General features: G+C 68.5%; 17 protein-coding genes. 3 read left to right on the top strand and 14 right to left on the bottom strand.

Features of this window, described 5'->3' with window-relative positions; all coding sequences use genetic code 11:
* Positions 1–176 precede the first annotated feature (176 nt).
* From recC to recD, 3 genes are read left to right on the top strand one after another with little or no spacing between them, the layout of a single operon-like run.
* Complete coding sequence (gene recC / locus AC6H0N_RS14980) at positions 177–3,635, top strand: exodeoxyribonuclease V subunit gamma (RefSeq protein WP_497574926.1); 3,459 nt, start codon at positions 177–179, stop codon at positions 3,633–3,635.
* Positions 3,632–7,228 (top strand): exodeoxyribonuclease V subunit beta, encoded by a 3,597-nt coding sequence (gene recB, locus AC6H0N_RS14975; RefSeq protein ID WP_497574925.1) that lies wholly within the window; start codon positions 3,632–3,634, stop codon positions 7,226–7,228. The genes recC and recB overlap by 4 nt, the downstream gene beginning before the upstream one ends.
* Positions 7,225–9,192, top strand: a complete 1,968-nt coding sequence (gene recD / locus AC6H0N_RS14970; protein ID WP_497574924.1) for an exodeoxyribonuclease V subunit alpha — start codon at positions 7,225–7,227, stop codon at positions 9,190–9,192. Before recB ends, recD begins: the two co-directional genes overlap by 4 nt.
* Here the strand turns inward: recD and AC6H0N_RS14965 are convergent.
* The 14 genes from AC6H0N_RS14965 to AC6H0N_RS14900 form a co-directional block, all read right to left on the bottom strand.
* Entirely contained in the window at positions 9,154–10,278 is a 1,125-nt protein-coding gene (locus AC6H0N_RS14965) for a glycosyltransferase WbsX family protein (protein ID WP_497574923.1), read from the bottom strand. The genes recD and AC6H0N_RS14965 overlap by 39 nt on opposite strands.
* Positions 10,279–10,350: 72 nt before the next feature.
* On the bottom strand, positions 10,351–10,950 hold the full coding sequence (locus AC6H0N_RS14960) for a 2-hydroxychromene-2-carboxylate isomerase (RefSeq protein ID WP_497574922.1): 600 nt from the start codon (positions 10,948–10,950) through the stop codon (positions 10,351–10,353).
* A gap of 54 nt (positions 10,951–11,004) precedes the next feature.
* Positions 11,005–11,853 carry a sulfurtransferase gene (locus AC6H0N_RS14955; protein WP_497574921.1) on the bottom strand — a complete coding sequence of 283 codons (849 nt, stop codon included), beginning with the start codon at positions 11,851–11,853 and terminating at the stop codon, positions 11,005–11,007.
* Positions 11,854–11,931: 78 nt separating this feature from the next.
* Positions 11,932–13,263: a CmpA/NrtA family ABC transporter substrate-binding protein gene (locus AC6H0N_RS14950; RefSeq protein WP_497574920.1), complete on the bottom strand. Its 1,332-nt coding sequence runs from the start codon at positions 13,261–13,263 to the stop codon at positions 11,932–11,934.
* Positions 13,264–13,290: 27 nt separating this feature from the next.
* Complete coding sequence (locus tag AC6H0N_RS14945; RefSeq protein ID WP_497574919.1) at positions 13,291–14,640, bottom strand: FAD-dependent oxidoreductase; 1,350 nt, start codon at positions 14,638–14,640, stop codon at positions 13,291–13,293.
* A complete protein-coding gene (locus AC6H0N_RS14940; protein ID WP_497574918.1) occupies positions 14,637–15,767 on the bottom strand; it encodes an acyl-CoA dehydrogenase family protein in 1,131 nt (376 codons plus the stop codon). The genes AC6H0N_RS14945 and AC6H0N_RS14940 overlap by 4 nt, the downstream gene beginning before the upstream one ends.
* Positions 15,768–15,818: 51 nt before the next feature.
* The gene (locus tag AC6H0N_RS14935; protein ID WP_497574917.1) at positions 15,819–16,373 is read right to left on the bottom strand and encodes an OsmC family protein; all 555 of its coding nucleotides are present in this window, start codon (positions 16,371–16,373) and stop codon (positions 15,819–15,821) included.
* Positions 16,374–16,550: 177 nt separating this feature from the next.
* Entirely contained in the window at positions 16,551–18,158 is a 1,608-nt protein-coding gene (locus AC6H0N_RS14930; RefSeq protein WP_497574916.1) for a sigma-54-dependent Fis family transcriptional regulator, read from the bottom strand.
* Between the two features lie 59 nt (positions 18,159–18,217).
* Entirely contained in the window at positions 18,218–19,411 is a 1,194-nt protein-coding gene (locus AC6H0N_RS14925; protein WP_497574915.1) for an ABC transporter substrate-binding protein, read from the bottom strand.
* Positions 19,408–20,355 carry a branched-chain amino acid ABC transporter permease gene (locus AC6H0N_RS14920; protein WP_497574914.1) on the bottom strand — a complete coding sequence of 316 codons (948 nt, stop codon included), beginning with the start codon at positions 20,353–20,355 and terminating at the stop codon, positions 19,408–19,410. Before AC6H0N_RS14920 ends, AC6H0N_RS14925 begins: the two co-directional genes overlap by 4 nt.
* Positions 20,355–21,230 (bottom strand): branched-chain amino acid ABC transporter permease, encoded by an 876-nt coding sequence (locus tag AC6H0N_RS14915; protein WP_497574913.1) that lies wholly within the window; start codon positions 21,228–21,230, stop codon positions 20,355–20,357. The genes AC6H0N_RS14920 and AC6H0N_RS14915 overlap by 1 nt, the downstream gene beginning before the upstream one ends.
* Positions 21,230–21,949, bottom strand: a complete 720-nt coding sequence (locus AC6H0N_RS14910) for an ABC transporter ATP-binding protein (RefSeq protein ID WP_497574912.1) — start codon at positions 21,947–21,949, stop codon at positions 21,230–21,232. The genes AC6H0N_RS14915 and AC6H0N_RS14910 overlap by 1 nt, the downstream gene beginning before the upstream one ends.
* Before the next feature lie 604 nt (positions 21,950–22,553).
* Positions 22,554–23,327, bottom strand: a complete 774-nt coding sequence (locus tag AC6H0N_RS14905) for an ABC transporter ATP-binding protein (RefSeq protein WP_497574911.1) — start codon at positions 23,325–23,327, stop codon at positions 22,554–22,556.
* Positions 23,328–23,372: 45 nt separating this feature from the next.
* Positions 23,373–24,662: an MFS transporter gene (locus tag AC6H0N_RS14900; protein WP_497574910.1), complete on the bottom strand. Its 1,290-nt coding sequence runs from the start codon at positions 24,660–24,662 to the stop codon at positions 23,373–23,375.
* Between the last annotated feature and the right edge of the window lie 59 nt (positions 24,663–24,721).

Below are 24,721 nucleotides of genomic sequence, written 5' to 3'. Positions count from 1 at the left end.
CCATTCGTTGCGGGCGCGACGGCCCAGACGGGCCACGGCCTGAACTCGAACGTTGAACGACAGCTTTACTCAAAGACCCTTGGCAGCAAGGGGGCTGTAGCGGTCTGTCGTGGGCGCCATGGTGCCCCTGAGGGCGCACAACACGGCCCGTCGTTGATGTCCGGTATCCTTCGCGCATGTCCGCCACCCCCGAACTTCCGCCCGGTTTGATCCTCGTCCACGGCAACCGTGCCGAGGCGCTGCGCGACGTGCTGGTGGCGTGGATGCGTGCGCATCCGCTGGCGCCGCTGGAGGACGAGGTGGTGCTGGTGCAGAGCAACGGCATCGCGCAGTGGCTGCGGCTGGCGCTGGCGGACGAGCGCGAGGGCGGTTGCGGCATTGCGGCGGCGATGCGCTTTGATCTGCCGTCGCGTTTCTTCTGGCGGGTGTATCGCGCGGTGCTGGGGCGTGAGGCGGTGCCGGAGGCTTCGCCGCTGGATGAATCGCGGCTGGTTTGGCGGCTGATGCGCCTGTTGCCCGAACTGCTGCAAGACCCGGTGTATGCGCCGCTGGCGCGTTTCCTTTCGGATGACGCGGACGCGCGCAAGCGATTCCAGCTGGCCGGTCGGCTGGCTGATCTGTTCGACCAGTATCAGGTGTACCGCGCTGACTGGCTGGCGGCTTGGGCGGCCGGTGAGGACGTGTTGCCGAGCCTGCGTGGCCAGGCGGCCGAACTGCCCGATGATCAGCGTTGGCAGCCGGCGCTATGGCGCGCGCTGTGTCGCGATCTGGCGGATGCCGGCCTGCCCGCCACGGGCGGCCGGGCGGCGGTGCACGAGCGCTTCATGGAAGTGGTGGAATCGGCCGGCGACGCGCGCCCGTCGGGCCTGCCGCGCCGCGTGCTGGTGTTCGGCATCTCGTCGCTGCCACAGCAGTCGCTCGAAGTGCTGGCGGCGATGGCGCGCTGGTCACAGGTGCTGATGTGCGTGCACAACCCCTGCGAGCACCACTGGGCCGACATCGTGCAGGGGCGCGAACTGCTGCGCCGCGAGCGTGCCAGCCGTCAGCAACGCCGCGCCGGCTTCCCGGAAGAACTGCCCGAAGACGCGCTCCACGCCCACGCCCAGCCGCTGCTCGCTGCCTGGGGCCGGCAGGGGCGCGACTTCATTGCGCTGCTCGACACCTACGACGATGCCGCCGCGCGCAGTCGCCATGCCGCGCTGCTCGAAGGCGTGGGTCAGCGCATCGACCGTTTCGACGAAACCGGCGGCTCCACGCTGCTGGCGCAACTGCAGGACGACGTCCGCGCCTTGCGGCCGCTGGCCGAAACCCGCGACACGTGGCCGGCGGTGGCGCCCGACGATCACTCCATCCAGTTTCACATCGCCCACAGCCCGCAGCGCGAAGTCGAGATCCTGCACGACCGCCTGCTCGCCGCCTTCGACGCCGACCCGGCGCTGCGGCCGCGCGACATCATCGTGATGGTGCCGGACATCGACGCCTACGCGCCGCACGTGCGCGCCGTGTTCGGCCTGCACGATGCGAAGGACGCGCGCCGCATCCCGTTCTGCCTGGCCGACCAGGGCAGCCGCGCCACCGACCCGCTGGTGCAGGGGCTGGAACTGCTGCTCGGCCTGCCGAACGCGCGCGTTACCGCCAGCGACGTGCTGGACCTGCTCGACGTGCCGGTGCTGCGCCGACGCTTCGGGCTGGATGAATCCGACCTGCCCACGCTCACGCGCTGGATTCGCGGCGCCAACGTGCGCTGGGGCCTGCATGCCGAACATCGCGCGGGCCTTGGCCTGCCGGCCGCCGGCGAGGCCGATCACACCTGGCTGTTCGGCCTGCGCCGCATGCTGCTTGGCTACGCCGCGGGCGGCGAGGTGAGCTGGCACGGCATCGAGTCGCACGGCGAAATCGGCGGGCTGGACGCCGCGCTGCTCGGGCCGCTCGCACAGCTTGTGTCGCGGCTCGACGTGGCCTGGCGCGAACTGCGCGAGCCGGCGGCACCGCAGCAGTGGGCGGAGCGCCTGAGCAGCCTGCTCGCCGACTTCTTCGACACGCAGGACGATGCCGACGCGGCACTCACCGTCGAGCGCCTCAACACCGCGCTGGCTGACTGGGCCGAGGCCTGCAGCGAGGCCGGGCTCACCGAACAATTGCCGTTGGCGGTGGTGGCCGAACACTGGATGAGCGCACTCGATGGCGGCGGCCTCACGCAGCGCTTTTTCGCTGGTGCGGTGACCTTCGCCACGCTGATGCCGATGCGCGCGATTCCGTTCCGCCACGTCTGCCTGCTCGGCATGAACGACGGCGACTACCCGCGTACCCGCGCGCCGCTCGACTTCGACCTGATGGGCCGCCCCGGCCAGTACCGCCCCGGCGACCGCTCGCGTCGCGAGGACGACCGCTACCTGTTCCTCGAAGCGCTGCTCTCCGCGCGCGATGTGCTCTACGTGTCGTGGGTCGGCCGCAGCATCACCGACAACGCCGAGCGCCCGGCCTCGGTGCTGGTCGGCCAGTTGCGCGACCACCTCGCCGCCGGCTGGCGCGGGGCCGCGGGCGGCCTGCTGGCGCAGATCACTGTCGAGCATTGCTTGCAGCCTTTCAGCCCGGTGTATTTCGGCAGCGATGCCGAGCTGTTCACCTATGCGCGCGAATGGCGGGAGTCGGCCGCTGCGCGCCCCTTGGCGGAAGCCGCGCTGGAACCGCTCGCGAGCGACGAGCCGCTGACGCTCGACGAGCTGTCGCGCTTCCTGCGCGATCCGGTGAAGAGTTTCTTCCGCACGCGGCTGGGCGTGGATCTGTCGCGCGAGCAAGCGCTTGCGGACGATGTCGAGCCCTTCGACGCCGACGGCCTGCACCGCTGGCAGCGCGGCGATGAGCTGATCACCGTGCAGTTGCGTGCACTCGCCGTAGGGGGTGACCTGAGCGCCGCGCGCGACGCCGGGCTCGCGCGCATCGCCCGCCGTGGCGATTTCGCGCCGGGCGGTTTCGGCGTGGCCGAGGCGCACGATCTGGCACTGCCGATGCAGGCGCTGTTCGAGCAGTACCAGACCGAACTCGCGCTGTGGCCGCAGGCGCTGGAAGACGAAGGCGTGGCGGTGGAGGTGGATGTCGACGGCCGCCGTCTGGCGCTGGCCGACCGCATGTCGGGCCTGCGCGCGGATGCGACAGGCGCTCGTGCTCGCGTACTGCTGGTCGCCAGCCGCCTGATCAATACCGGCAGCGGCCGCGCGGGCTATCGCCACGAAGTGCTGTGGCGCCATTGGCCCGCGCACGTCGCCGCGCAACTCGGCGGGCCGACTGTCACGCGTCTGCTCGCCGCTGTCGGGGATGCGCGTTTTGCGCCACTTGATGCCGACACCGCGCGGGCGCTGCTGGCCGACATGCTGCGCGCCCGCGACACCGGCCTGTGCCGGCCGCTGCCCTTCGCGGTCAAGACCGCTGCCGAACTGCTGGCCGGCAAGAATGCGCGTCGCACCTACGAGGGCGACGACTTCAACTTTGCCGGCGAGCGTGGCGACGACCCGCATCTGGCGCGCGCCTGGCCCGACTACGCCGCGCTCGAAGCGGCCGGGCTGGCGGAGTGGGCCGCGCACCTGCTGCAGCCCATGCTCGACGCCTTGCGCGGCGATGAAGGGGAAGCGGAATGAGCGCGCCGCACAAGCTCGTTGCCACCACTTTCCCGCTGTCCGGCAGCCGTCTGATCGAGGCCGCCGCCGGCACCGGCAAGACCTGGACCATCGCCGCGCTGTACGTGCGGCTGGTACTCGGCCACGGCGGCGAGGCGGCGTTTTCGCGCGAACTCGACCCGCCCGAAATCCTGGTCGTGACCTTCACCGAAGCCGCCACGCGCGAACTGCGCGACCGCATCCGCCGTCGCCTGAGCGAAGCCGCCAGCGCCTTCGAACAGCCCGAGTCGGCCGCCGACGAATTCCTCACCGAACTGCGCGCCGGCTATTCCGCAGTCGAATTGCCCGGCCGCGCGCGTCGCCTGCGCATGGCGGCCGAGTGGATGGACGAAGCGGCCGTATCCACCATCCACGCCTGGTGCCGCCGCGTGCTGGCCGAACATGCCTTCGACAGCGGCAGCCCCTTCGCGCTGAAGCTCGAAACCGATCACACCGAATTGCGCGACGAAGCGGTGCGCGACTGGTGGCGCAGCTTCATGCTGCCGCTGCCGGCCGAATCGGTGGCCGAGGTGCGCCGCTGGTGGGCCGCGCCGGATGCGCTGGCCGAAGCCTTGAAGGACGTGCTCACACACGCCGACCGCTTGCCGCCAGCCGATGATCCGGCTGCGACATTGGCCAGCGCTTTGGCCGAGCGCAAACGCCTGCTGGCCGAGTTGAAGGCGCCCTGGGGCGCGTGGGTGGCCGAGCTGCGCGAACTGTTCGAGCAGGCCCGCGCGCAGGGCGTGAGCTTGCGCCGCGATTGGTACGACGGCTGGCTGGCTTCACTCGACGCGTGGCAGGACGACCCGGACGCCATCGAACCGGCCCGTAGTGATTCGATCTTCAAGCGCTTCTCGCCGGACGGCATTCGCGAGGCCTGGAAGAAGAAGGGCGAGCCGCCCGAGCATCCGGCCTTTGCCGCCATCGAAGCCTTGCAGATTGCGCTCGCCGCCTTGCCCGACGCCCGCGCCGACGTGCTGCGTCACGCCGCGCACTGGGTTGCTGCGCGCTTCGACCTCGAGAAACGTCGCCGCGCCGAGATTGGTTTTGACGACCTGCTTGCGCGGCTCGCCGCCGCACTTGAAGGCCCGAACGCCGAGCGGCTGGCGGCGCGCATCCGCGCCAAATACCCGGTCGCGCTGATCGACGAATTCCAGGACACCGACCCGGTTCAGTACCGCATTTTCGATGCCGTGTACCGCGTTGCCGCGCCCGCCGGTGACTGCGCGCTGGTGCTGATCGGCGACCCCAAGCAGGCCATCTACGCCTTCCGTGGCGCCGACATCCATACCTATCTCGTTGCGCGCCGCGCCTGCGCTGGCCGGCTGTACACGCTCAACCGCAACCACCGCTCGACCAACGCCATGGTGGATGCCACCAACCGTGTGTTTGCGGCTGCAGACACACGGCCGGGCGGTACTTTCCTGTTCGGCGCGGGTGCGGGCAGCTCGGTGCCGTTTCTGCCGGCCGATGCGAAGGGGCGTGTCGAGCGCTTTGAGTGCGATGGCCTGGATTTCGCAGCGCTCAACCTGTGGCATCTGCCCGCGCCCGAAGGCAAGGCCAGGCGCGGCGACGAGCGTGCCGGCATCGCTGCAGCGTGCGCCACGACCATCCGCCAGCTGCTCGCCGCAGCTCGTGAGGCGCGCGCCGGGTTCCGCGCCGGCGAGGCTTTCACGCCGCTGCGTCCGGCCGACATTGCCGTGCTGGTGAATACGCGCAACGAGGCCGCCATCGTGCGCGACGCATTGGCGGTTCGCGGCGTGCGCAGCGTCTATCTGTCGGGCCGCGATTCGGTCTTCGCCAGCGCGCAGGCCATGGAGTTGCAACTGTGGCTCGAAGCCTGCGCCGAACCGGACGAGCCGCGCCGCGTGCGCAGTGCGCTCGCCACCGCCACGCTGGGCCTGGACTGGGCCGCGCTCGACGCACTCGACCGCGACGAACGCGCGTGGGAAGAAACCGTGCTGCGTTTCCGCGGCTATCGCGACACCTGGCGCCGTCAGGGTGTGCTGCCGATGCTGCGCCATCTGCTGCACGACCATGATGTGCCGGCGCGCATGCTGGCCGCCGACGGCGGCGAGCGCGTGCTGACCGATCTGTTGCATCTGGCCGAACTGCTGCAGCAGGCCAGCCAGACGCTGGATGGCGAACACGCGCTGATCCGTCATCTCGCCAACGAATGCCGCGACGCCGCCGACGGCACCGGCAACGAAGGCCGCCAGATCCGGCTCGAGAGCGACGCCGACCTGGTGCAGGTCGTCACCGTGCACAAGTCCAAGGGCCTCGAATATCCGCTGGTGTTTCTGCCCTTCGGCTGCTCGGCGCGCGACCGCGACGGCGGCAAGCTGCCGCTGCTGTGGCATGAAGACGACGGCGCGCTGCAGGTCTCGCTGGTAGATTTCGCGCCCGGCCGCGAGCGCGCCGAGCATGAGCGCCGCGCCGAAGACCTGCGCAAGCTCTATGTCGCGCTGACCCGCGCGCGCCACGCTACCTGGGTCGGCGTGGCGCCGTTCGACACGCTCAAGGCCAGTGCGCTGGGCCACGTGCTGGGCGAGGTCGATGCGGCCGAGTTGCCGGCGCGGCTTGCCGAATTGCGCGGCGACTGCGCGCATATTGCTGCTGGCCTTGCGCCGGAACCCGATTTTGAGCGCCTGCCCGAAGTCGCCAGCGACGCCGGATTGCACGCCCGCACGCCCACCGCCCTTCCGCGCGAACCCTGGTGGATCGCCAGCTACTCCGCGCTGCGCACCGCTGGCGGCACACCCGACACGCCGGGCGAGGACGTCTTCCGCGAGGCGCTGGCCGAATCCGCGCCCGCAATCACTCCGGCCAAGCCAGCGCCGGGCAGCGTGCACGCCTTCCCGCGCGGCGCGGCTGCCGGCACCTTCCTGCACGATCTGCTCGAATGGGCCGCGCGCGAGGGCTTTGCGGCCATCGCAGCGGACACGGCAGGGCTGCAGGCCGAGGTCGAGCGTCGCGCCACGCCGCGTGGCTGGGCGGAGTGGGTGGCGCCGCTGACCGGCTGGCTGCAGGCGTTGATCACCACGCCGCTGCCGCTGCCCGGTGGCACCGCCTGCGCGCTGGCCGAGCCGAGCGTGTTGAGCCCCGAGCTGGAGTTCTGGCTGTCGGCCGGCCGCGTCGACACGCGTGCGCTTGATCGGCTGGTGTGCGAGCACACGCTGGCTTCCGCCCCGCGCCCTGCGCTTGAGCCTGCCCAGCTCTCCGGCATGCTCAAGGGCTTCATCGACCTCGTGTTCGAGTTCGACGGCCGCTATTACGTCATCGACTACAAATCCAACTGGCTCGGCGCGGATGAGGCGGCCTACACGCCGGACGCCATGCGCGACGCGATTCTGGATGCGCGCTACGAGCTGCAGTACGTGCTGTACCTGTTCGCGCTGCACCGCCAGTTGCGTGCGCGCCTGCCCGGCTACGACTACGACCGCCACATCGGCGGCGCGGCCTATGTCTTCCTGCGCGGCATCCATGCCGAATCGCGCGGCGTGCATGTCGAGCGCCCGCCGCGTGAGCTGATCGAGGCGTTGGACGCCCTTTTCGCCTCAAGGGAGGCGGCATGATCCCCTGCCTGTCCGCCACCCCGCTGCCCGATATGCCTGCAGCCGAAATCGCCGCCCACATCGAACGCTGGGCCGAACGCGGCTGGCTGCGCCCGCTCGATGCAGCCTTCGCCGGTTTCCTGTGGCGTGAGGCACCGGATGCACCGGGCCTGCTACTGCTTGCCGCCGCGCTGGCCAGCCACCAGCTCGGGCGCGGCCACGCCTGCCTTGATCTGGAAGCTACCTTGCGCGACCCGGACTTCGCGCTGTCGCTGCCTCCCGACGGCGCGCCGGACGGAGACGACACGCCGCGTGCCTTGCTGGCGGGGCTCGATGCCGCCGCTTGGCGTGCGGCGCTGGAACATGGGCAACTGGTCGGCTCGGGCGAAGGTGAATCGCCGCTGGTGCTTACCGGCAACCGGCTGTACCTGCGCCGCTACTGGCGTTTCGAGCAGGCGGTAATCGCCGCTATTACGTCGCGCGTGACCGCGTCGTCTGCTCCATCACCCGCCAAAGTGCGCCGGGTGCTTGATGCGCTGTTCGAACCGTCCGACGGCCCCGACTGGCAGAAGGTGGCCTGCGCGCTGGCCGCGCGTAGCGCCTTCTCGGTCATCACCGGCGGCCCCGGCACAGGCAAGACCACCACCGTCGTGCGCCTGCTCGCGCTGCTGCAATCGCTTGCGCTGGAGACCGATCCGCTGCGTCCGCTGCGCATCCGTCTGGCCGCGCCTACCGGCAAGGCGGCGGCACGCTTGAACGCCTCCATCGGCGGTGCGCTGGCTGCGCTGAAGATTGACGATGCCGTGTGCGCCGCCATTCCCGCGACTGTCACCACACTGCACCGCCTGCTCGGCGCGCGGCCCGATTCGCGCAGCTTCCGCCACGACGCTGACCACCCTTTGGCGCTCGACGTGCTGGTGGTGGATGAAGCCTCGATGATCGATCTTGAAATGATGGCCGCCGTGCTCGCCGCGCTGCCTGCAGGCGCCCGGCTGGTGCTGCTCGGCGACCGCGACCAGCTCGCCTCGGTCGAGGCCGGCGCCGTGCTCGGCGTGCTCGCTGCGCGGGCGCGCGAAGCGCACTTCACGCCCGATACCGCGGCGTGGATTGAGGAGGCGACCGGGCAAAGCATCGGGTCCGAGCATGTTGATGCTGCAGGAACGCCACTCGACCAGAGCATCGCCATGTTGCGCGTCTCGCGCCGCTTTGACGCCAGCAGCGGCATCGGCCGGCTCGCTGACGCGGTCAACGCCGGCGCGCCGCAGGACGTGCGGGCCGAACTTGCCGCGGGCCATACCGACCTCGCTTTTCACACCGGCAGCGCCGCAGACGCCGCGCTGCGCGCGCTGGTGTTGGATGGCACGCACGACTGGCTCGCGCTTGCCCGTGAGCCGGTCGCAGCCGATGACGCCACTGCCGACGACGCAGCGCGCTACGTGCTCGAAGCCCACGCGGCCTTCCAGGTGCTGTGCGCAGTGCGCCGTGGTGAGTGGGGTGTAGAGGGGCTGAACCGCCGCATCGCGCGCTGGCTGGTCAGCGCGGGGCGCATTGACGCCGGCCATGAGTGGTACGCCGGCCGTCCGGTACTGGTCACCCACAACGATTACGGTCTGGGCCTGATGAACGGCGATATTGGCGTGACCCTGCTGCGCCTTGAGGCCGACGGCAGCGAGCGCCTGCGTGTGGCTTTTGTCGCCAGCGACAGCGGTCGCGTGCGCTGGGTGCTGCCCAGCCGGCTGCGCTCGGTCGAGACGGTGTTTGCGATGACGGTGCACAAATCTCAGGGTTCGGAGTTCGGCGCCGTCGCGCTGGTGCTGCCGGATACCGTCAGCCCCATCCTCACGCGGGAATTGCTCTACACCGGCATTACCCGTGCGCGCCGCCGGCTTGCCTTGATCGACCCCGGCGACCGGCGCGTGCTCGACACCGCGGTCACTCGGCGCGTGTTACGCGCGAGCGGGCTGGATGCCTTGCACCTCGGCTGAGGCCACGTCGGTCTGCGCCTGTGGCAGCAGCACGCTGCGCAGGGCGTCGAGCCAGCTGCGGCCGAACTCGGCGTCCGGCTCCAGGTAGTTGCCTTCGGCCCACTCGTTCCAGGATTTGATGAACAGCAGGCGTTGCTCGGCCGGTCGGTCGGCGATGGCCGCCAGGCTGTCGCGCGCGTGCTGCGCGAACAGATCCGGTGTGGCGTTGGTGATGACGTAACCGTTGCGCCCCGAGCGCGGCGTGTTGTCCCAGTTCGGCACCAGGCAGGGGATTTCGTCGTCGCGCAGCGGCAAGGCCCTGGTCCGTTCGATGAGTTCGGCGTAGTCGGCGCGCGTAACCCGCGGCGGTGCGAGCCCCGCGGCCGTCAGAACCTTGTGTGTCCTGCGCAGCAGGCTGCGCCGTTTGATCTTGCGGATCAGGGGCAGGGTGTTGCGTCGCATGAACCCGTCGAGGTCGCCCTCCGGCCCCTTTGCCGAGACGAAATGGAAACCGGCAAAGCCGTTGCGTTGCGCCAACTCCGTCCAGATGCGCCGGAAGCCGGCGAGATCGGGATGTGCGGGGGGATCGAAGAGCACGAAGAGCTTGCGCCCGTCGACCTCGATGTAGCGACGGTCGAGAAAGGCCGGCAGCAGATGCTCGAAGTGTGCGCGGATGTCGTCGTCACCCGGATAGTGCTGTTCGATCATCACGTGGTTGTCGAGGCCGCACCAGTGCCCGGTCCAGCTGTGGTTGGCCCAGCCCAGGCAGAACGGGAAATCGGGTTCGCCGCTGGCGAGCACCTCGTCGAAGATGCGCTCCAGCACGCGGCGCCCGTTACCGAACCAGTAGTGCCAATAGCAGAAGCCTTCGATGCCGGCACTCCGCGCCAGGTCCGCCTGTGCCTGGCGGACTTCCGGCACGCGCAGGTCGTAGAAGCCCAGTTCGCCCGGCAGATTCGGTTGCCGGTGACCGTGGAACAGCGGGCGAGCGCGCGCCACGTTGGTCCACTCGGTGAAGCCCTTGCCCCATTGCGCGTCGTTCTCGGGGATCGGGTGGAACTGCGGCAGGTAGAAGGCGATGGCGCGGGCGGCGGCTTCGGGGCGCATGGAACAGTCCGGCGGGCAGGAGGCCCCGACTGTAGAGCAATGCGTCCGGCCGCTCCAGAGTTTGCGGGCGCTTCAGGAGATGCCGAGCCGTTTCGCCAGATCCTCCAGCCGGTCCTGTCCCCAGAAGCGTTCGTCGTCGACCACGTAGGTCGGCGAACCGAACACGCGCGCCGCGATGGCGGCCTCGGTATTGCCGGCCAGCGCTGCAGCCGCCTCGGGGGTTTCGGCCGCATCGAGCAGGCTGGCTGCATCCAGGCCGGCGCGGTTCAGTGCGTCGGCGACGTGTTCGGGCTGTGCGATGTCGAGTTCGTCGGCCCACACGGCTTTGAGCAGCGCGGACGAGGCTGGGCCGGGGTCGCCGCCTTCGAGGGCAATGGCGGCGATGACGCGGCTGGCCAGCGCGGCGTTGGTCGGCCAGTGACGGGGCGAGACATTGATCGGCAGGCCGAGCATGCGCGCCTTGCGGGCAAGGTCTTCGCGGCGGTAGCTCAGGCGCGCATCGGATTGCTTGAAAGGGGGCACGGTGTCGGTTGCCGCGAACACGCGCACGATGTCCATGGGGCGATAGCGCAGGCGCGCGCCGGCCGCATCAGCGATCTCGCGCAGGCGCGCCTCGCCGAGGTAGGCGTAGCCGGACATCGGGGAGTAGAAGTAGTCGATGGTGACGGTCATCAGGGGGTTTCCGATGGGCGGGCACATGCGGCGATGCGCCCGCCGTGGCAGGACTTAGGCGGCGTAGGGTAGGCCTTCCTCAATGGGTAGCGCCGGGTCGCGTGACCATTCGTTCCACGAGCCGAAGTAGATGCGCACGTCCTTCACGCCGGCCTGCTTGAGCGCCAGGAAGCTGTTCGAGGCGCGCGCGCCCTTGAAGCAGTAGATGTAGACCGGCATGTCCTTGCCGATGCCGACCGTGGCCAGTTCGGCCAGCACCTCGGCCGGGGCCTTGATCACCGGGCCTTCGGCCGAGGGCTTCATCAGGCGATACCACTCGACCCACTTGGCACCAGGGATGCGGCCCTTGCGCAGGCAGAAGTCCTTGCCGTAGGGCGAGGACGAGTCGGCGATCCATTCGTCCACGTCGCGCACGTCGAGCAGCGCGATGGACGGGTCTTTCAGCGCGGCAAGAACGTCTTCCTTGGTGAGCAGGATCGACGCGGCTGCGGGGTCGACCGGGAAGCTTGCGGGTGTTGGTGTGGGCACGTCGGTGGTCGTCGGCATGCCGGCGGCGCTCCACGCGGCAAAGCCGCCATGCAGCACCGCGGCCTTCGGGTAGCCGAGGAAGGTGAGCAGGAAATAGCCGCGGCACGACTGGCCGAAGCCGCTGTTCATCGACTGCTCGTAGAGCACCGCGGTCTTCTTGCCGTCGAGCCCGGCGGCGCCGAAAGCGGTGGCGAACTTGTCGGTCATTTCCTTCACGCCGGCCGAGTCGGAGGTGGCCAGGAAGGTGAAGATGTCATGCAGGTTCACGGCGCCGGGAAGGTGGCCTGCGGCGTAGGCGTCGGGTGAGCGCGTGTCGATGATGACCACGTCGCTCATGGCGGCCAGTTCGGCGGGGGAGATCAGTGTCTTGCTCATGATGCGCGTCCTCTGTCAGGGGGTGGAACAAAGGGCGGGCGCTGCCGGGGGTGGTTGCAGCGCCCGTCGGGATGCCCGTTACATCAGGACGGTTTCGGGTTTGGCCGGGTCGAAGACCTTGCCCATGATGGTGTGGCTCTTGTAGTTCTCGGCCGGTGCCTCGAAGCCCAGTTCGGCCATGCGTTTGCGCGCATCGGTGGCGAGAAAGACCTGTTCGGCGATCTGCTTGTAGTCGATGTCGCCCTTCACATAGCCCCAGCGCTTCATCTGCGTGAGCATCCACACCGCCATCGACTGCCACGGGAAGGGGTCGAAATCGATGCGGGTGGGGACGTTGCGCACATTGCCGAGGCCGTCGGCGAAGCGGCCGAGCAGCACCTGTTCGAGCACGGTGTTGGGCTGGTTGAGGTAGTTCGGCCCGGCGATGGCGTCGGCCACGGCCTTGCGGTTTTCCATGCCCGAGCAGTGCAGCGTCGAGGTGACGATGGCGCGGAACAATGCCGAGAAGGTGTTGGGCATTTCCTGCGCGAACTTCGCCGTCGACACGAAGGCGCAGCACGGGTGGCGATCCCACAGCTCGCTGGTGAGCTTGTGGATGAAGCCCACGCCGTCAAACACCGCGCGCTGGTTGAAGGGCTCGGCGACGATGAAGCCGTCGATGTTGCCCGAGCGCAGGTTGGCGATCATGTCGGGCGGCGGCATCACGCGCAGCTGCACGTCCTTGTCCGGGTCCAGCCCGTGCTCGGCGAGGTAGTGACGCAGCAGGAAGTTGTGCATCGAGTAGTCGAACGGGATGGCGAAGCGGAAGCCCTTCCAGTCCTTCGGGTCGCGCTTGTCCTTGTGCTTCATGGCCAGCGTGATGGCGTTGCCGTTCACGTTCTCGATGGCCGGCATGACCATCGGCACCGGGTCGGAGCCCAGCCCCATGCTGATGGCTAGCGGCATCGGCGAGAGCATGTGGGCGGCGTCGAATTCACTGGCAATGGTCTTGTCGCGCACCACAGCCCAGCCGGCGGTGCGCATCAGGTTCACCTTGAGGCCCTGCTTCTCGTAGAAGCCCAGCGGGTCTGCCGCGACGATGGGCGTGGCGCAGGTGATCGGCAGGAAGCCGATGTTCAGCGTGCTCTTCTCCAGCGGGCCAGCCTCCGACGCCATGGCAGCCAGCGCACTCATCGGCATGAACTGCGAGATCGCCGCGAGCGCCGTACCGGCCCCGACGCTGCGCAGGAAGCGGCGGCGCATGGTGTCGTCGGGAAACAGCGCGCGCACCACGGCCGACTCGACGGCGCGCTGCATGGCCGGGTCTTCACCGGACGGCAGCGCCGCGTCGTGTTCGGCCTGGCTGGTGTGGTTGCCGCAGGAGCAGCCGGTCAGCGGCTTGCTGTTGAAGGGATCGTCGAAGGCTGCCATGGAGTTCTCCGCTGGATGGGTGGGCGATCAGGTGGTCCGGCGCGCGGGTGGCGTGCCGAGTTCGAGGCTGGCGGCGGGGGTGCCGTCGCGCAGTTGCTGCATGAATAGGTAGCCGGGGTCGTCGGCGACGGTCTGCCAGTCGAGATCGCTGCAAGGCCGGCCGCGCAGCACCAGCGGCATGGAGCGCGTCTTGAGGCGGATGACCGGCGGCTCATGGGTGCATGCGTCGCACGGCAGGGCGAGGACGGCGCGCGCGATGCTCGCGGCCTGTCGCGCGATGGGTTCGATGAAGCGGCACGGCTGGCCGTCGAGGCTGATGCAATCGCCCAGCGCGAAGACGTCCGGCGCGCTGGTCGCGAGCGTGGCCGGATCGACAACGATGCCGCGCTCGAAGGCCAGCCCGGCGCCGCGTGCCAGACGCGATTCGGTCGCCAGCCCGGTGGCTGCCACCACTTCGTTACAGGTGAGCGTCTGGCCGTCGGCCAGCTCGATGACGCGTGCGGCGTCGTCGCGCGGCGTCACCCGAATCACTTGCGTGCCGCCGATGAAGCGCACCCCAAGGCTCTGCAGGTGTTCGCGCAGGCGTTGTGCGGCCTGCAGGGGCAGGAGTGCCGCGAGCGGTTCGTCGGCCACGTCGATGAGGGTGACCTGGTGGCCGGCGTGAATGAAGTCCTCGGCCAGTTCGCAACCGACCATGCCGGCGCCGACGATGACCACGTGGCGGTGCTTGCCGGCCAGTTTGGCGTGCAGTCTGCTCCAGCCGGTGAGGTCATTCACGCGCCAGCACAGCTTTGCCGGCAGGCCCACGGGCAGTGCGGGGCGTGCACCTTGGGCGAGCACGAGATGGGTGTAGGGCAGGGTGCCGCGCGTGGTGCGCAGCTGGTGCAGGGCAGGCGACAGGCCGGTGGCAAAGGTGTCGCACAGCAGACGCACGCCGAGCCGTCGGGCGGCTTCCTGCCCGGCTTCGCGCACCAGCGCCTCCGGCGTGGTGCCGCGCGACATGGCGATGGACAACTCGGGCTTGTGATAGCGGTCTGCCGGGCAGGCGCTGACCAGCGTGATCGGCACTTCGGCGTCGAGCGCGCGGATGGCTTCGACCACCGCCCAGCCGGCGTGTCCGCCGCCGACCACGACTACGCCGGCCTTGCGCGAGATCGCCGGGGAGGAGCCACTGGCCGGCGCGCACGTCACGGCCTCGTAGGGCTCGAAGTCGGCCTTGATGACGCCACATAGCGGGCATACCCAGTCGTCCGGGATGTCCTCGAAGCGTGTTCCCGGCGCGAGTCCGCTGTCGGCGTCGCCAACTTCCTCGTCGTAGATCAGGCCGCAGGCGCGGCAGATGAACTGGCGCCAGGGGGCGTTGGCGGAGGCGCTCATGCCGGCATCTCCTCACGCGACAGTCGATCCATCTCCCAGCGCAGGTGCTTGATGGCCGGTGTGACGATGGCTACGAAATGCGCCTCGCGGATGCGCCGCTGCGGGGCCGAGTCCATCAGGTAGCCGCGCGCGCCCTGATGCAGCAGCGCCGACTGCGTGGCGCGCAGCGACAACTCGGCGCCGGCCGCGCGCGTGTCGAGCACGTCGATGAGGTAATCCTTGCTGCCGTCGCAAGGGGTTTCGGCGAGCCTGAAGATGCGCGCGCCCAGATCGTCGTACTCGGCCTGCAGTTCGTCCGGCCGGTCGTGCAGGAACTTGTTTACGTGGCCCAGCAGCGGCTCGACTTCGAGCATCGAGTCGATCGCGCCCTGCACCACACCCATCGCCATGCCGCACTGCAGCAGGATGAAGGCGCCGCGGATGCGCGCGATGAAGGGCTGGGCCGGGTCGGCGATGAGGTTGTCCTCGCTGACGAAATGGTTGTCGAGCCGCACGCCCCAGGTGCTGGTGCCTTCCATGCCGGAGAACTCCGGGCACTGGCGCAGCACCACGTCGTCGGTGAAGCGCAGCAGGAACATGATCTCGTGCGAGCGGCTGCCGTCAGTCTTGTTCACCCGCGCAATCGCGCCGCAATACTGCCCCGGCGCGATGTGGCTGACCCACGGCAGGGCGCCCGATACGCGGTAGCCGCCGGCCACCTTCTCGGCCTTGAGCAGCATGGTTTCGATGCCGGCGAAGGTCTTCATCGGGTTCGACAGCGCGGTGCCGCCGAATGTCAGGCCGGCGGTGTGATCGGCCAGCACCTGGCCGGTCAGCGCCGGGTTGCCGGACTGCTCCATGTACAGGCCGCACACGTCGTGGCACCAGGTCAGGAAGCCGGTCGAGCCGCAGCGCCGGCTGATGGCGCGCATGGCGTCGATGGCGGTGCCGACCTGCGTGCCGTTGCGGTCCAGATGCGCGCCGAAGGCACCGGCACCGGCCAGCGCGCGCATCTCGGCGAGCGGGTAATAGCCTTCGTGGTCGATGCGGTTGGCGGCCTTGGCGAGGGGGCCATCGGCAATCGCCTCGACGGCACTCACCAGCGTGGGCTGGGTCGCCAGATTCGCGTGGGCCTCGGCGAGATTCATGTCGGGTTCCTCCGAAGAGCCCGCACCCGTTCGGGTACGGGCGAGGGCGCTTCAGTCGGCCAGACCGATGCTGAACGGGATCGGGTTGCGCAGGGTGTTGGCCACCGGCGAATAGAAGTTGGCGTGTTGCACGATCTCGTCGAGCACTTCGCGCGGGGCGTCGCCCTCGATCAGCACCTTCACGCGGATGTCCTGGAAGCCCATCTGCGGCGGCTGCATTTCGGCACCGCCGGCACCCCAGGCGGCCGGGTTGCCGATGTCGCCTTCGAGGAAGAGTTCGAGCTTGCTGAGCTTGACCTGCTTCCAGGTCGACACGGCGATGATGCCGACGGCCAGGCAGCCGCCCAGACCGGACAGCACGATCTCGCCGGGTGCCGGCGCGGTGTCCTGGCCGAAGAGGTGCAGCGGCTCGTCGACGACGACGGCGTCGTTGCGGCCGGTGTAGCTGAGCGTGCGGTACTGGCCTTCGGTGACGGTGTGGATCTTGTTGGTGCCGCGGCGCGACGGGTCGTTGCGGCCCATCTCGGCAAATTTCATCAGGCCGTCGCGGTCGATGGGCCTAAGGTGGGTTTTGACGGTGGTCGGGGTCTCGGTAGCGGTGGTCACTGCACTCTCCTGAATGTGGTTTCGCGGTCCGCTTGTGGAACGACGGACTCGAAGCTCAATTCGCAAGTGCTGTGCCAGTTGTCGGATGTTTGCGGAAAGTGTTGTTGTGTATGGAGTTTTTTCGTTTGAGCGCGCCGCGGCAGATCTGCAGGGTGGCGTACAGAATGTAGACACTGTCTACATTCTGTCGGTCTGATCGAGCCCGGCCTTCTTCCAGCGGTAGCCGAACTGCCTTGCCGTCAGGCCGAGCATCTGTGCCGCGCGCGACTTGTTGCCGCCGCAGCGCGCAACGGCATCAACCAGGGTGCTGGCGGGGTGCGATGCCGCCGCCAGATAGGGGCGCACGAGCCCGTCGATCTCGTCACCAAGGGCCGGACTGCTGGCGCGTGCAGCCGGTGCGGCGGCGGGCTCGGCGGGCAGGAAGCGTTCGAGCATGGCGGCGTCCACCGTCGTGCGATCCGCCAGCAACACCACGCGTTCAACCAGATTGGCCAGCTCGCGGATGTTGCCCGGCCAGGGGTGGCGTTCGAGCCGGTCGTAGGCCTCGGTGGTGAGGTTCACGTTGCGCTGGTTGGCCTGGTTGGCGCGGTTGAGAAAGTGCAGCGCCAGCGCGCGGACGTCCTCACGGCGCTCGGCCAGCGAGGGCAGGCGGATGGGGATGACGTTGAGCCGGTAGAACAGATCCTGCCGGAACTGGCCGCGTGCCACCTCGTGGTCGAGATTGCGGTTGGTGGCAGTGACCACGCGCACGTCGACCTTCAGCTCGCGCTTGCCGCCCAGGCGTGTGATGGTGCCTTCCTGCAGCGTGCGCAGCAGCTTGCCCTGCAGCGTCAGCGGCAGCTCGCCGACTTCATCCAGAAACAGCGTGCCGCCGTCGGCCTGCTCGAACAGGCCTTCGCGCTGGCCGGCCGCGCCGGTAAAGGCGCCGCGCTCGTAGCCGAACAGTTCGGACTCGAACAGGGTTTCGGGGATCGCCGCGCAGTTCACGCGCACGAAAGGGCGGTCACGGCGCGGGCTGGCCAGGTGCAGGGCCCGCGCGAACAGTTCCTTGCCCGTGCCGGATTCACCCAGCAGCAGCACGCTGGCGGTGGTGTCGGAAACCTGCTCCAGCTCGGCGATGGCGCGCAGCAGCGGCGGCGCGGTGCCGAGGATGCCGTAGCGCGCGCTGCCCGATTGCAGGGCGCGCGTGAGCATGGCGTTCTGCTGCTGCAGTTCGCGTGTGCGCGCTTCCATCATGGAATGCAGCGACAGCAACTGGCCGGTCAGCGTGGCGAGGATGCGCAGCATCGACACATCGTCGGCAATGCTGCGGTTGCGCGTGCGGATGCGGTGGCAGGCCAGCACGCCGATGGTCTTCTGCTCGATGCGGATGGGCAGGGCGATGAACGACACCGGGCCCTCCGGCAGCTTGTCGCGTTGCACCGCGCGCGCCAGAAACAGCTCCTCGCGATCGATGTCCTGCACGATGACGAGGTGTTCGCGCGCCAGAACGGTGCCTGTCACGCCTTCGCCGAGTCGGTAGCGCCCGCGCGCGGCTTCGTCGCGGGTGAGCCCGTAGGCGTAGCGGATGCTGCAGGTCTCGGCGCCGTCGTCGCGCAGCACGATGCGGCCACGGTTCAGCCCCAGAAGCTCGGAGAGCAGGTGCAGCATCTCGCGCAGCACCACGTCGGGCGACAGGCTCTTGCCGATCAGCCCGGTCACCTGCTGCAGCAAGAGCATTTCCTGCTCGCGCCAGAAGGCGGACAGCGGTCCGTCGGCGGCTTCGGTGGGGTGTGCCTGGCTCACGTTGTCTTTCCGGGCGATTTCATGCCCGCAAAGACAAGCAAGTGACGCGCCAGAAAGGCTTACTCCATCCGGCCGATGGCTTCGAAGCCTTCGCCCTGGACGCGGAACAGCGCGTAGGCGCCGGGCACGTCGCCGTTGGCGTCGAACTCGTGGTCGCCGGCTGCGCCGCGGTAGTCGATGTCCTTGCCCGCAGCGATCAGCTTCTTGGCCTTGGCCCATTCGCCGGGCAGCACGGGCTCACCCGGCGCGCTGGCGACGGCGCGCAGTGAGGCGGCGATCTTGTTGCGCTCGCCACCGGCGTGTTCGATGGCCAGCGCGAGCAGGAAGGCGGCGTCGTAGGACGTGGTGGCAAAGATCCCGTCCGGGTTGCCTCCCTTGGCGGTGAAGCTCTTGCGGAAGATTTCGAGCGCCTGTTCGCCCGCGCCGATCGGGGCGGAGACCAGCAGGGTGCTGAGGTTCCTGGCGCCGATGGCGCGGATCATGGCTTCGGATTTCATGCCGTCGGCGCCGACGAAGTGCTTGAAAAAGCCGTTCTCCAGCGATTGGCGAAGCAGGGTCAGGCCGGTGCCGTCGCCGTAGTCGAAGATCACCAGCGTGTCGGCGCCGCTGCGCGACAGCTTTGAGAGCTCTGAGCGGTAAGAGGCCTTGGCGCCGTCGTGCTGCTGGAAGGCGGCGAGTTTGCCGCCCCTGGCTTCATATTCAGCCTTGAAGGCTTGGGCCAGACCCGTGCCGTAGTCGTTGGCCAGATAGGTTACGGCCACGGTCTTGGTGCCGCGTGCGAGCAGGCTGCGGGCAAGCGCGACGCCCTGGTAGGCGTCGGACGGAACGGTGCGGAAGACCTGATCCTTGTCGACGATTTTGGTGACCTGCGGCGAGGTGGACGACGGCGACACGATGGTCACGCCGGCCGGTACGGCCACCGAGTTTGCGGCGGCCAGCACCGCGCCCGAGCAGCTCGGGCCGACGATGGCGAGCACGCCGTCGAGGTTGACCGCCTTGCTGGCGGCGTCGGTGGCGTTCTGCGGGTTGCAGCCGCTGTCGCCGAGCACCGGCACCAGCTTGCGGCCGTTGAGGATGCCGCCCTGGGCGTTGACCTGCTCGACGGCCAGGCGCGAGGCCTCGACCATGGTTGGCGCCATCGCCGAAATCGCGCCGGAGATGCCGAACAGCAGGCCGATTTTTGCGTCCTGCGCGACGGCCGGGGTGGTGAGCGCGGTGGCGGTGGCCGCGATAAAGAGATGCTTGCGGATCATGGCGGGTCCTGTTTTCGTGTGCGGCGTTGTTCCGGCAGGATGCCGTCCGGGCGGAAGCGCAGCACCAGTTGCAGCGCCAGCCCGATCAGGAACATGCGTGCGTATTTTGCCTGTATCGCGACTTCGGTCGGAAGCCGGTCGGTGAGCAGTTCGGACAGCGACCAGATCAGCCAGATCACCAGCGCGCCAAGCAGCGCGCCGCGGTTGTTGCCCGAGCCGCCGAGGATCAACATGATCCAGACGAGGAAGGTGACGATCATCGGATCGATGGCGTCGGGCGTTATGGCGCGGTTGAAATGCACGAACAGCGCACCGGCCAGCCCCATCAGCGCCGAACCGAGGATGAAGGCTTCGAGCCGGCGTGCCTCCACCCGTTTGCCCATTGCGGCGGCTGCGGCTTCATTGTCGCGGATGGCGCGCATCATGCGCCCCCAGGGCGAGCGCAACTGGCGCTCGACCAGCAGGTAGGCCACGACAACGACCGCCACCACCAGCGTCAGGTAGGCGAACTGCGAAGCCAGATACGGCAGCTCGCCTAAGGGCCGCGGGATGTTGGCGATGCCGCGCACGCCGCCGGTGAGCCAGTCTTCCGAGCGGATCGCCAGACGGATGATTTCGGCCACGCCGATGGTGGCAATCGCCAGATAGTCCGAGCGCAGGCGCAGGCACACTTTGCCGATCGGCCAGGCGAGGAGCGCTGCCAGCGCCATGGCGGCGAGCCAGCCCAGCGGCACCGGCAAGGCGAAGCCGCCGATTCTTCCAGCAACGGCCGGGCTGGTGAGGATGGCTGAAGCGTAGGCGCCAATCGCGAAGAAGCCGGCGATGCCGGCGTTGAACAGGCCGGTCAGCCCCCACTGCACGTTGAGTCCGAGCGACATCAGGCCGTAGATGCCGACCAGGATCAGGATGAACAGCGCGTAGTTGAGTAGGCCGAGGGCGTCCATCAGAGCACCTTGCCTTTGAGGATGCCGCGCGGGCGCAGCAGCAGCACCAGCAGCAGGATGACGAAGGCGGTGGCGCTCTTGTATTGCGTCGGCAGCACCAACACCGAGAGTTCCTCGGCCAGCCCGATGACCAGCCCGCCCAGCACGGCACCGTCGATGCGCCCGACGCCGCCGAGAATGGCCGCGGCGAAGATCGGCAGCAGCGCCCACCAGCCCATCATGGCCCACACCTCGGTGTTGATGCCGAGCAGGAAGCCGGCCGCGGCGCACAGCATGCCGACGATGACCCAGGTCAGGCGCACCACCCGCCGGTTGTCCACGCCGCACAGGCGCGCCAGATCGGGGTTGTCGGACATCGCGCGCATCGCGCGGCCCCAGCGCGTGAGTCGCAGAAAGGCTTCCAGCGCGGCAACGATGACGATCACCGCGCCAAAGGTCAGGATCTCGCGTTCGCGCAGCAGGATGAAGCCGAAGTATTCCTCCGGCCGCACGATGCCTGTGGCGTAGGTCGTGGGGTCGGTGCCCCAGCCCATCTGCACCACTGCACGCACCATCAGCGCGACGCCGAGCGAGGCCATCACGGTGAGGATCTTGGGCCGCTCGCGCAGGTAGTCATAGCAGGTGGCGTCGATCAGCAGCGCCGCGCCGGCGGTGAGCAGCATCGCCACCGGCAGCGCGAACCACGGGTCCATGCCGCTGAAGGTGACCACGCCCAGCGCCAGGAAGGCGCCCAGCGTCAGCAGGTCGCCGTGCGCCAGATGCGCAAAGCGCAGGATGCCGAAGACCAGCGTCACGCCGATCGCGCCGAGCGCATAGATCGAGCCCAGCAACAGGCCGGGAATCAGGTGGAAGTTGATGAACTCGTAGGCGTCCATTACGTGGCTTGGCCTCCGAGGAAGAGCTGCACCACTTCAGGGTCGGCGAGCAACTCGGCACCCGTGCCGTCGCAGCGGTTGGCACCCGTAGTCAGCACGTAGCCGCGGTCGCAGAAGGCCAGCGCCTGCTTGGCATGCTGCTCCACCAGCAGGATCGCCACGTCGGCGTCGCGCACGTCGCGTGTGATCTGGAAGATCTGCTCCATGTATTTGGGCGACAGCCCGGCCGTCGGCTCGTCGAGCAGCAGCAGTTTGGGCTCGAGCATTAACGCGCGTCCCATCGCAACCATCTGGCGTTGGCCGCCGGAGAGGTTGCCGGCGAGCGTGCGGCGTTTGTCGCGCAGATCCGGGAACAGCGAGTAGACGCGCTCGTAGGCCGCCGACAGGTCGCCGCGCCGCAGGAAGGCGCCCATCTCCAGGTTCTCGTGCACGCTCATCTCGCGGAACACGTTGTCGACCTGCGGCACGAAGCAGATGCCGCGCCGCACGATGCGGTCCGGCGTCCAGCCGGTGATGTCGTCGCCGTCGAAGGTGATGCGTCCGCCGCGCACCGTGAGCAGCCCGAATACGGCCTTCATGGCGCTCGACTTGCCGGCGCCGTTGGGGCCGACGATGACGACGATTTCGCCGGCATCCACGTGCAGGCTGACGCCGTCGAGGATGTCGGCCTCGCCGTAGCCGCCGCGCACGGCCTCCATGGTGAGCAGGGGGGCGCTCATCGGGTCGCCCCTTTGACGTTTGCGGCTGTGTGGTGAGAGTCGCTTGCGGTAGACCTCGACTGGCCGGGAGTTCGCCCCGGCGGGCGACTTCCTTTCTTGCTGCGCGGCAAGAAAGGAAGCAAAGAAACGCGCCCTCCTCGCCGCCCCTTCGGGGTTCCTTCGCTACGCGCACTCCCGGCGGCCGGCCTTGCGAACTCGCTTCGCTCAGACAGCAAGGCCGGAAGGCCCCGCCGTGAGCACTCTTCGCTCAGCGGCTCAGAAGGGGTTGGTAAACAAGACGTGATCCGTACGTAGTCGCCAGTGCCCTGTTCGAGCGGTTCTGTGGGCACCAAATTCCCCTCTGGCTCGCCGAGTGCAGGGTGGTTTCGCCGAAGCAGTCCGGTCCTGCTGTCTGAGCGCAGCGAGTTCAGGACCGGCCGGCGAAACCGCCCGGAGCGAGGGAAGCCCGAAGGGCCGAGACGGCGGGGTGCACTTCTTTGCCTTCTTTCTTGTTGCACTACAAGAAAGAAGGTCGCCCGCCGGGGCGAAATCCCGGCCGGTCGAGGCCTGTAATGTGTGCATGCGGGCGTGCGCGCCCGGCGCTCGCGAGGCTTGAGAACAGCGCTCATGCCTCTTCCTCGCCGACATGTTCACCGAGGTAAGCCTCCAGCACGTGCGGATCATTCCGCACCGTGGCGAAATCGCCTTCGATCAGCACGCGGCCTTCGGCCATGCAGGCGACGCGGCCGCACAGGCGGGCGATCATTTCCATGTCGTGCTCGATCAGGATGAAGGTGTAGCCGCGTTCGCGATTGAGGATCTCGATCTTCTCTTCGAGCTTGCGCAGCAGCGTGCGGTTGACGCCCGCGGCGGGTTCGTCGAGCAGCACGAGCTTTGCGTCGGTCATCATCGTGCGGCCCAGTTCGAGCAGCTTTTTCTGGCCGCCAGAGAGATGGCCGGCCAGCTCATCGGCGACTTGCGTGAGTTCGAGGAATTCCAGTGTCGCCATGGCACGTGCGCGCACTTCGGCCTCGCGGGCGCGGACCCGCTTCGCGTCGAACCAGTTGGCGAACAGGTTTTCGCCGGGCTGGTCGGGCGGGACCATCATCAGGTTCTCGAGCGCGGTGAGGCGGTGGAATTCGTGCGGGATCTGGAAGGTGCGCACCAAGCCGCGGTGAAAGCGTGCTGCGGTCGGCAGGGCCGTGATGTCGTCGTCGAGAAAGCGGATGCGGCCTTGATCCGGCGTGAAGGCGCCAGCGATGAGGTTGAACAGCGTGGTCTTGCCGGCACCGTTGGGGCCGATCAGGCCGAGGATTTCGCCCTCGCTGACAGTGAGTGAACAGCCATCGACGGCCCGAAAGCCGCCGAAGGTTTTCACGATGTGGTCGAGTTCGAGCATGCGCGGGTCCGAGGGGCGTCGCCGTATTCTGGCCCGAACGCGGCGTCAGGTGCCAGTTTCGCGGCTCGGAGCGGTTTCAGAGCTGGTGTCAGATGCGGGATGGTCCAGACGGTGCTCCTCGACGGCAGTGACGATCTCGGCGGCGGCGGCGGTGGTGCGGATCATCGGCACGAACTGAGCGGCTTCATCGACGATCTCGTCCGTATGGCCGCGCGCGCGCAGCATTACGAAGGCCGCCAGCGGCGCCAGTGTCAGTGCGAAAAACACCGGCAACGCAGGGGCGCCGCCAATGGCCATCATTACGCCTGCAATGGTCGGGCCGAAGACGGCGCCGACGCCGTGCAGCAACAGCATGCCGGCGTTGCCGGACAGGATCTGCTCTTGCGGCAGGTGGTCGATCAGGTGGGCGACGGTGATCGGATAGACGGCGAAAGCCATGCCGCCGAACAGGAATGCCGAGATCAGCAGGGCCGTGTTCGAACCGCTGAAGAGCGCCATCAGCACCGCGCCGATGGAGCCGACCGCCGCGGCCAGCGCCAGGATATGGCGGCGGTCGTAGCGATCCGACAGACGGCCGAGCGGCAACTGCAGCACGGCGCCGCCGATAATCGTCACCGTCATCAGCATGGCCACGCCGCTGGCGTCCAGGCCGAGGCGCGCGGCATACAGCGGCGCCATGCTCCAGAAGGTGCCGATCGACAGACCCGACACTATGGCGCCGACTACGGCCGCCGGCGCGGCGGCCCACAGCTTGCTGACGGTCAGGCGCGGTAGGCGATGAATCTCGGGTTGTGGCTGGCGCGTGGACGACAGCGGCAGCACCGACAGGCACACCAGCACGGCGGCAATCGAGAACAGCACGAAGCTGTCCGGCGAGGCGAAATGCAGCAATTGCTGCGCGGCGGCCAGCGCCGACATGGTCACCACCATGTACACCGCGAAGATCTGGCCGCGTTGTTCGGGCGCGCTGCGGCTGTTGAGCCAGCTTTCGATGACGGTATAGAAGCCGACCAGCGCCAGCCCCATGAGCAAGCGCAGCAGCAACCACACGGTGGCATTGACGATGAGCGAGTGCAGCAGGATCACCGCGGCGATGGTCGAGGCGAAATAGGCGAAGGCGCGGATGTGGCCGATGCGCCGGATCATCGGCGGCACCACCCAGGTACCGAGCAGGAAGCCGACGAAGTAGGCCGAGCCCATGAAGCCGAGCAGCTGATCGCTGAAACCTTCGAGGTTGCCGCGCAGCGCGATCAGCGTCGACATCAAGCCATTACCGAGCAGCAGCAGGGCCGTGCCGAGCATCAGGGAGGCGATGGGGAGGAGGTGGGGAAGCATGCTAGAGTCTGTCGCCTTGGATCGGCCGGTCGCCGGTCGTTGTAGCCGCGTGCGGGGTG

It is taken from the genome of Pseudazoarcus sp. NS34 (genome assembly GCF_059703725.1).
The sequence above is the reverse complement of the archived record's forward strand: the minus strand, read 5'-3'. Positions and strand labels throughout refer to the sequence as shown.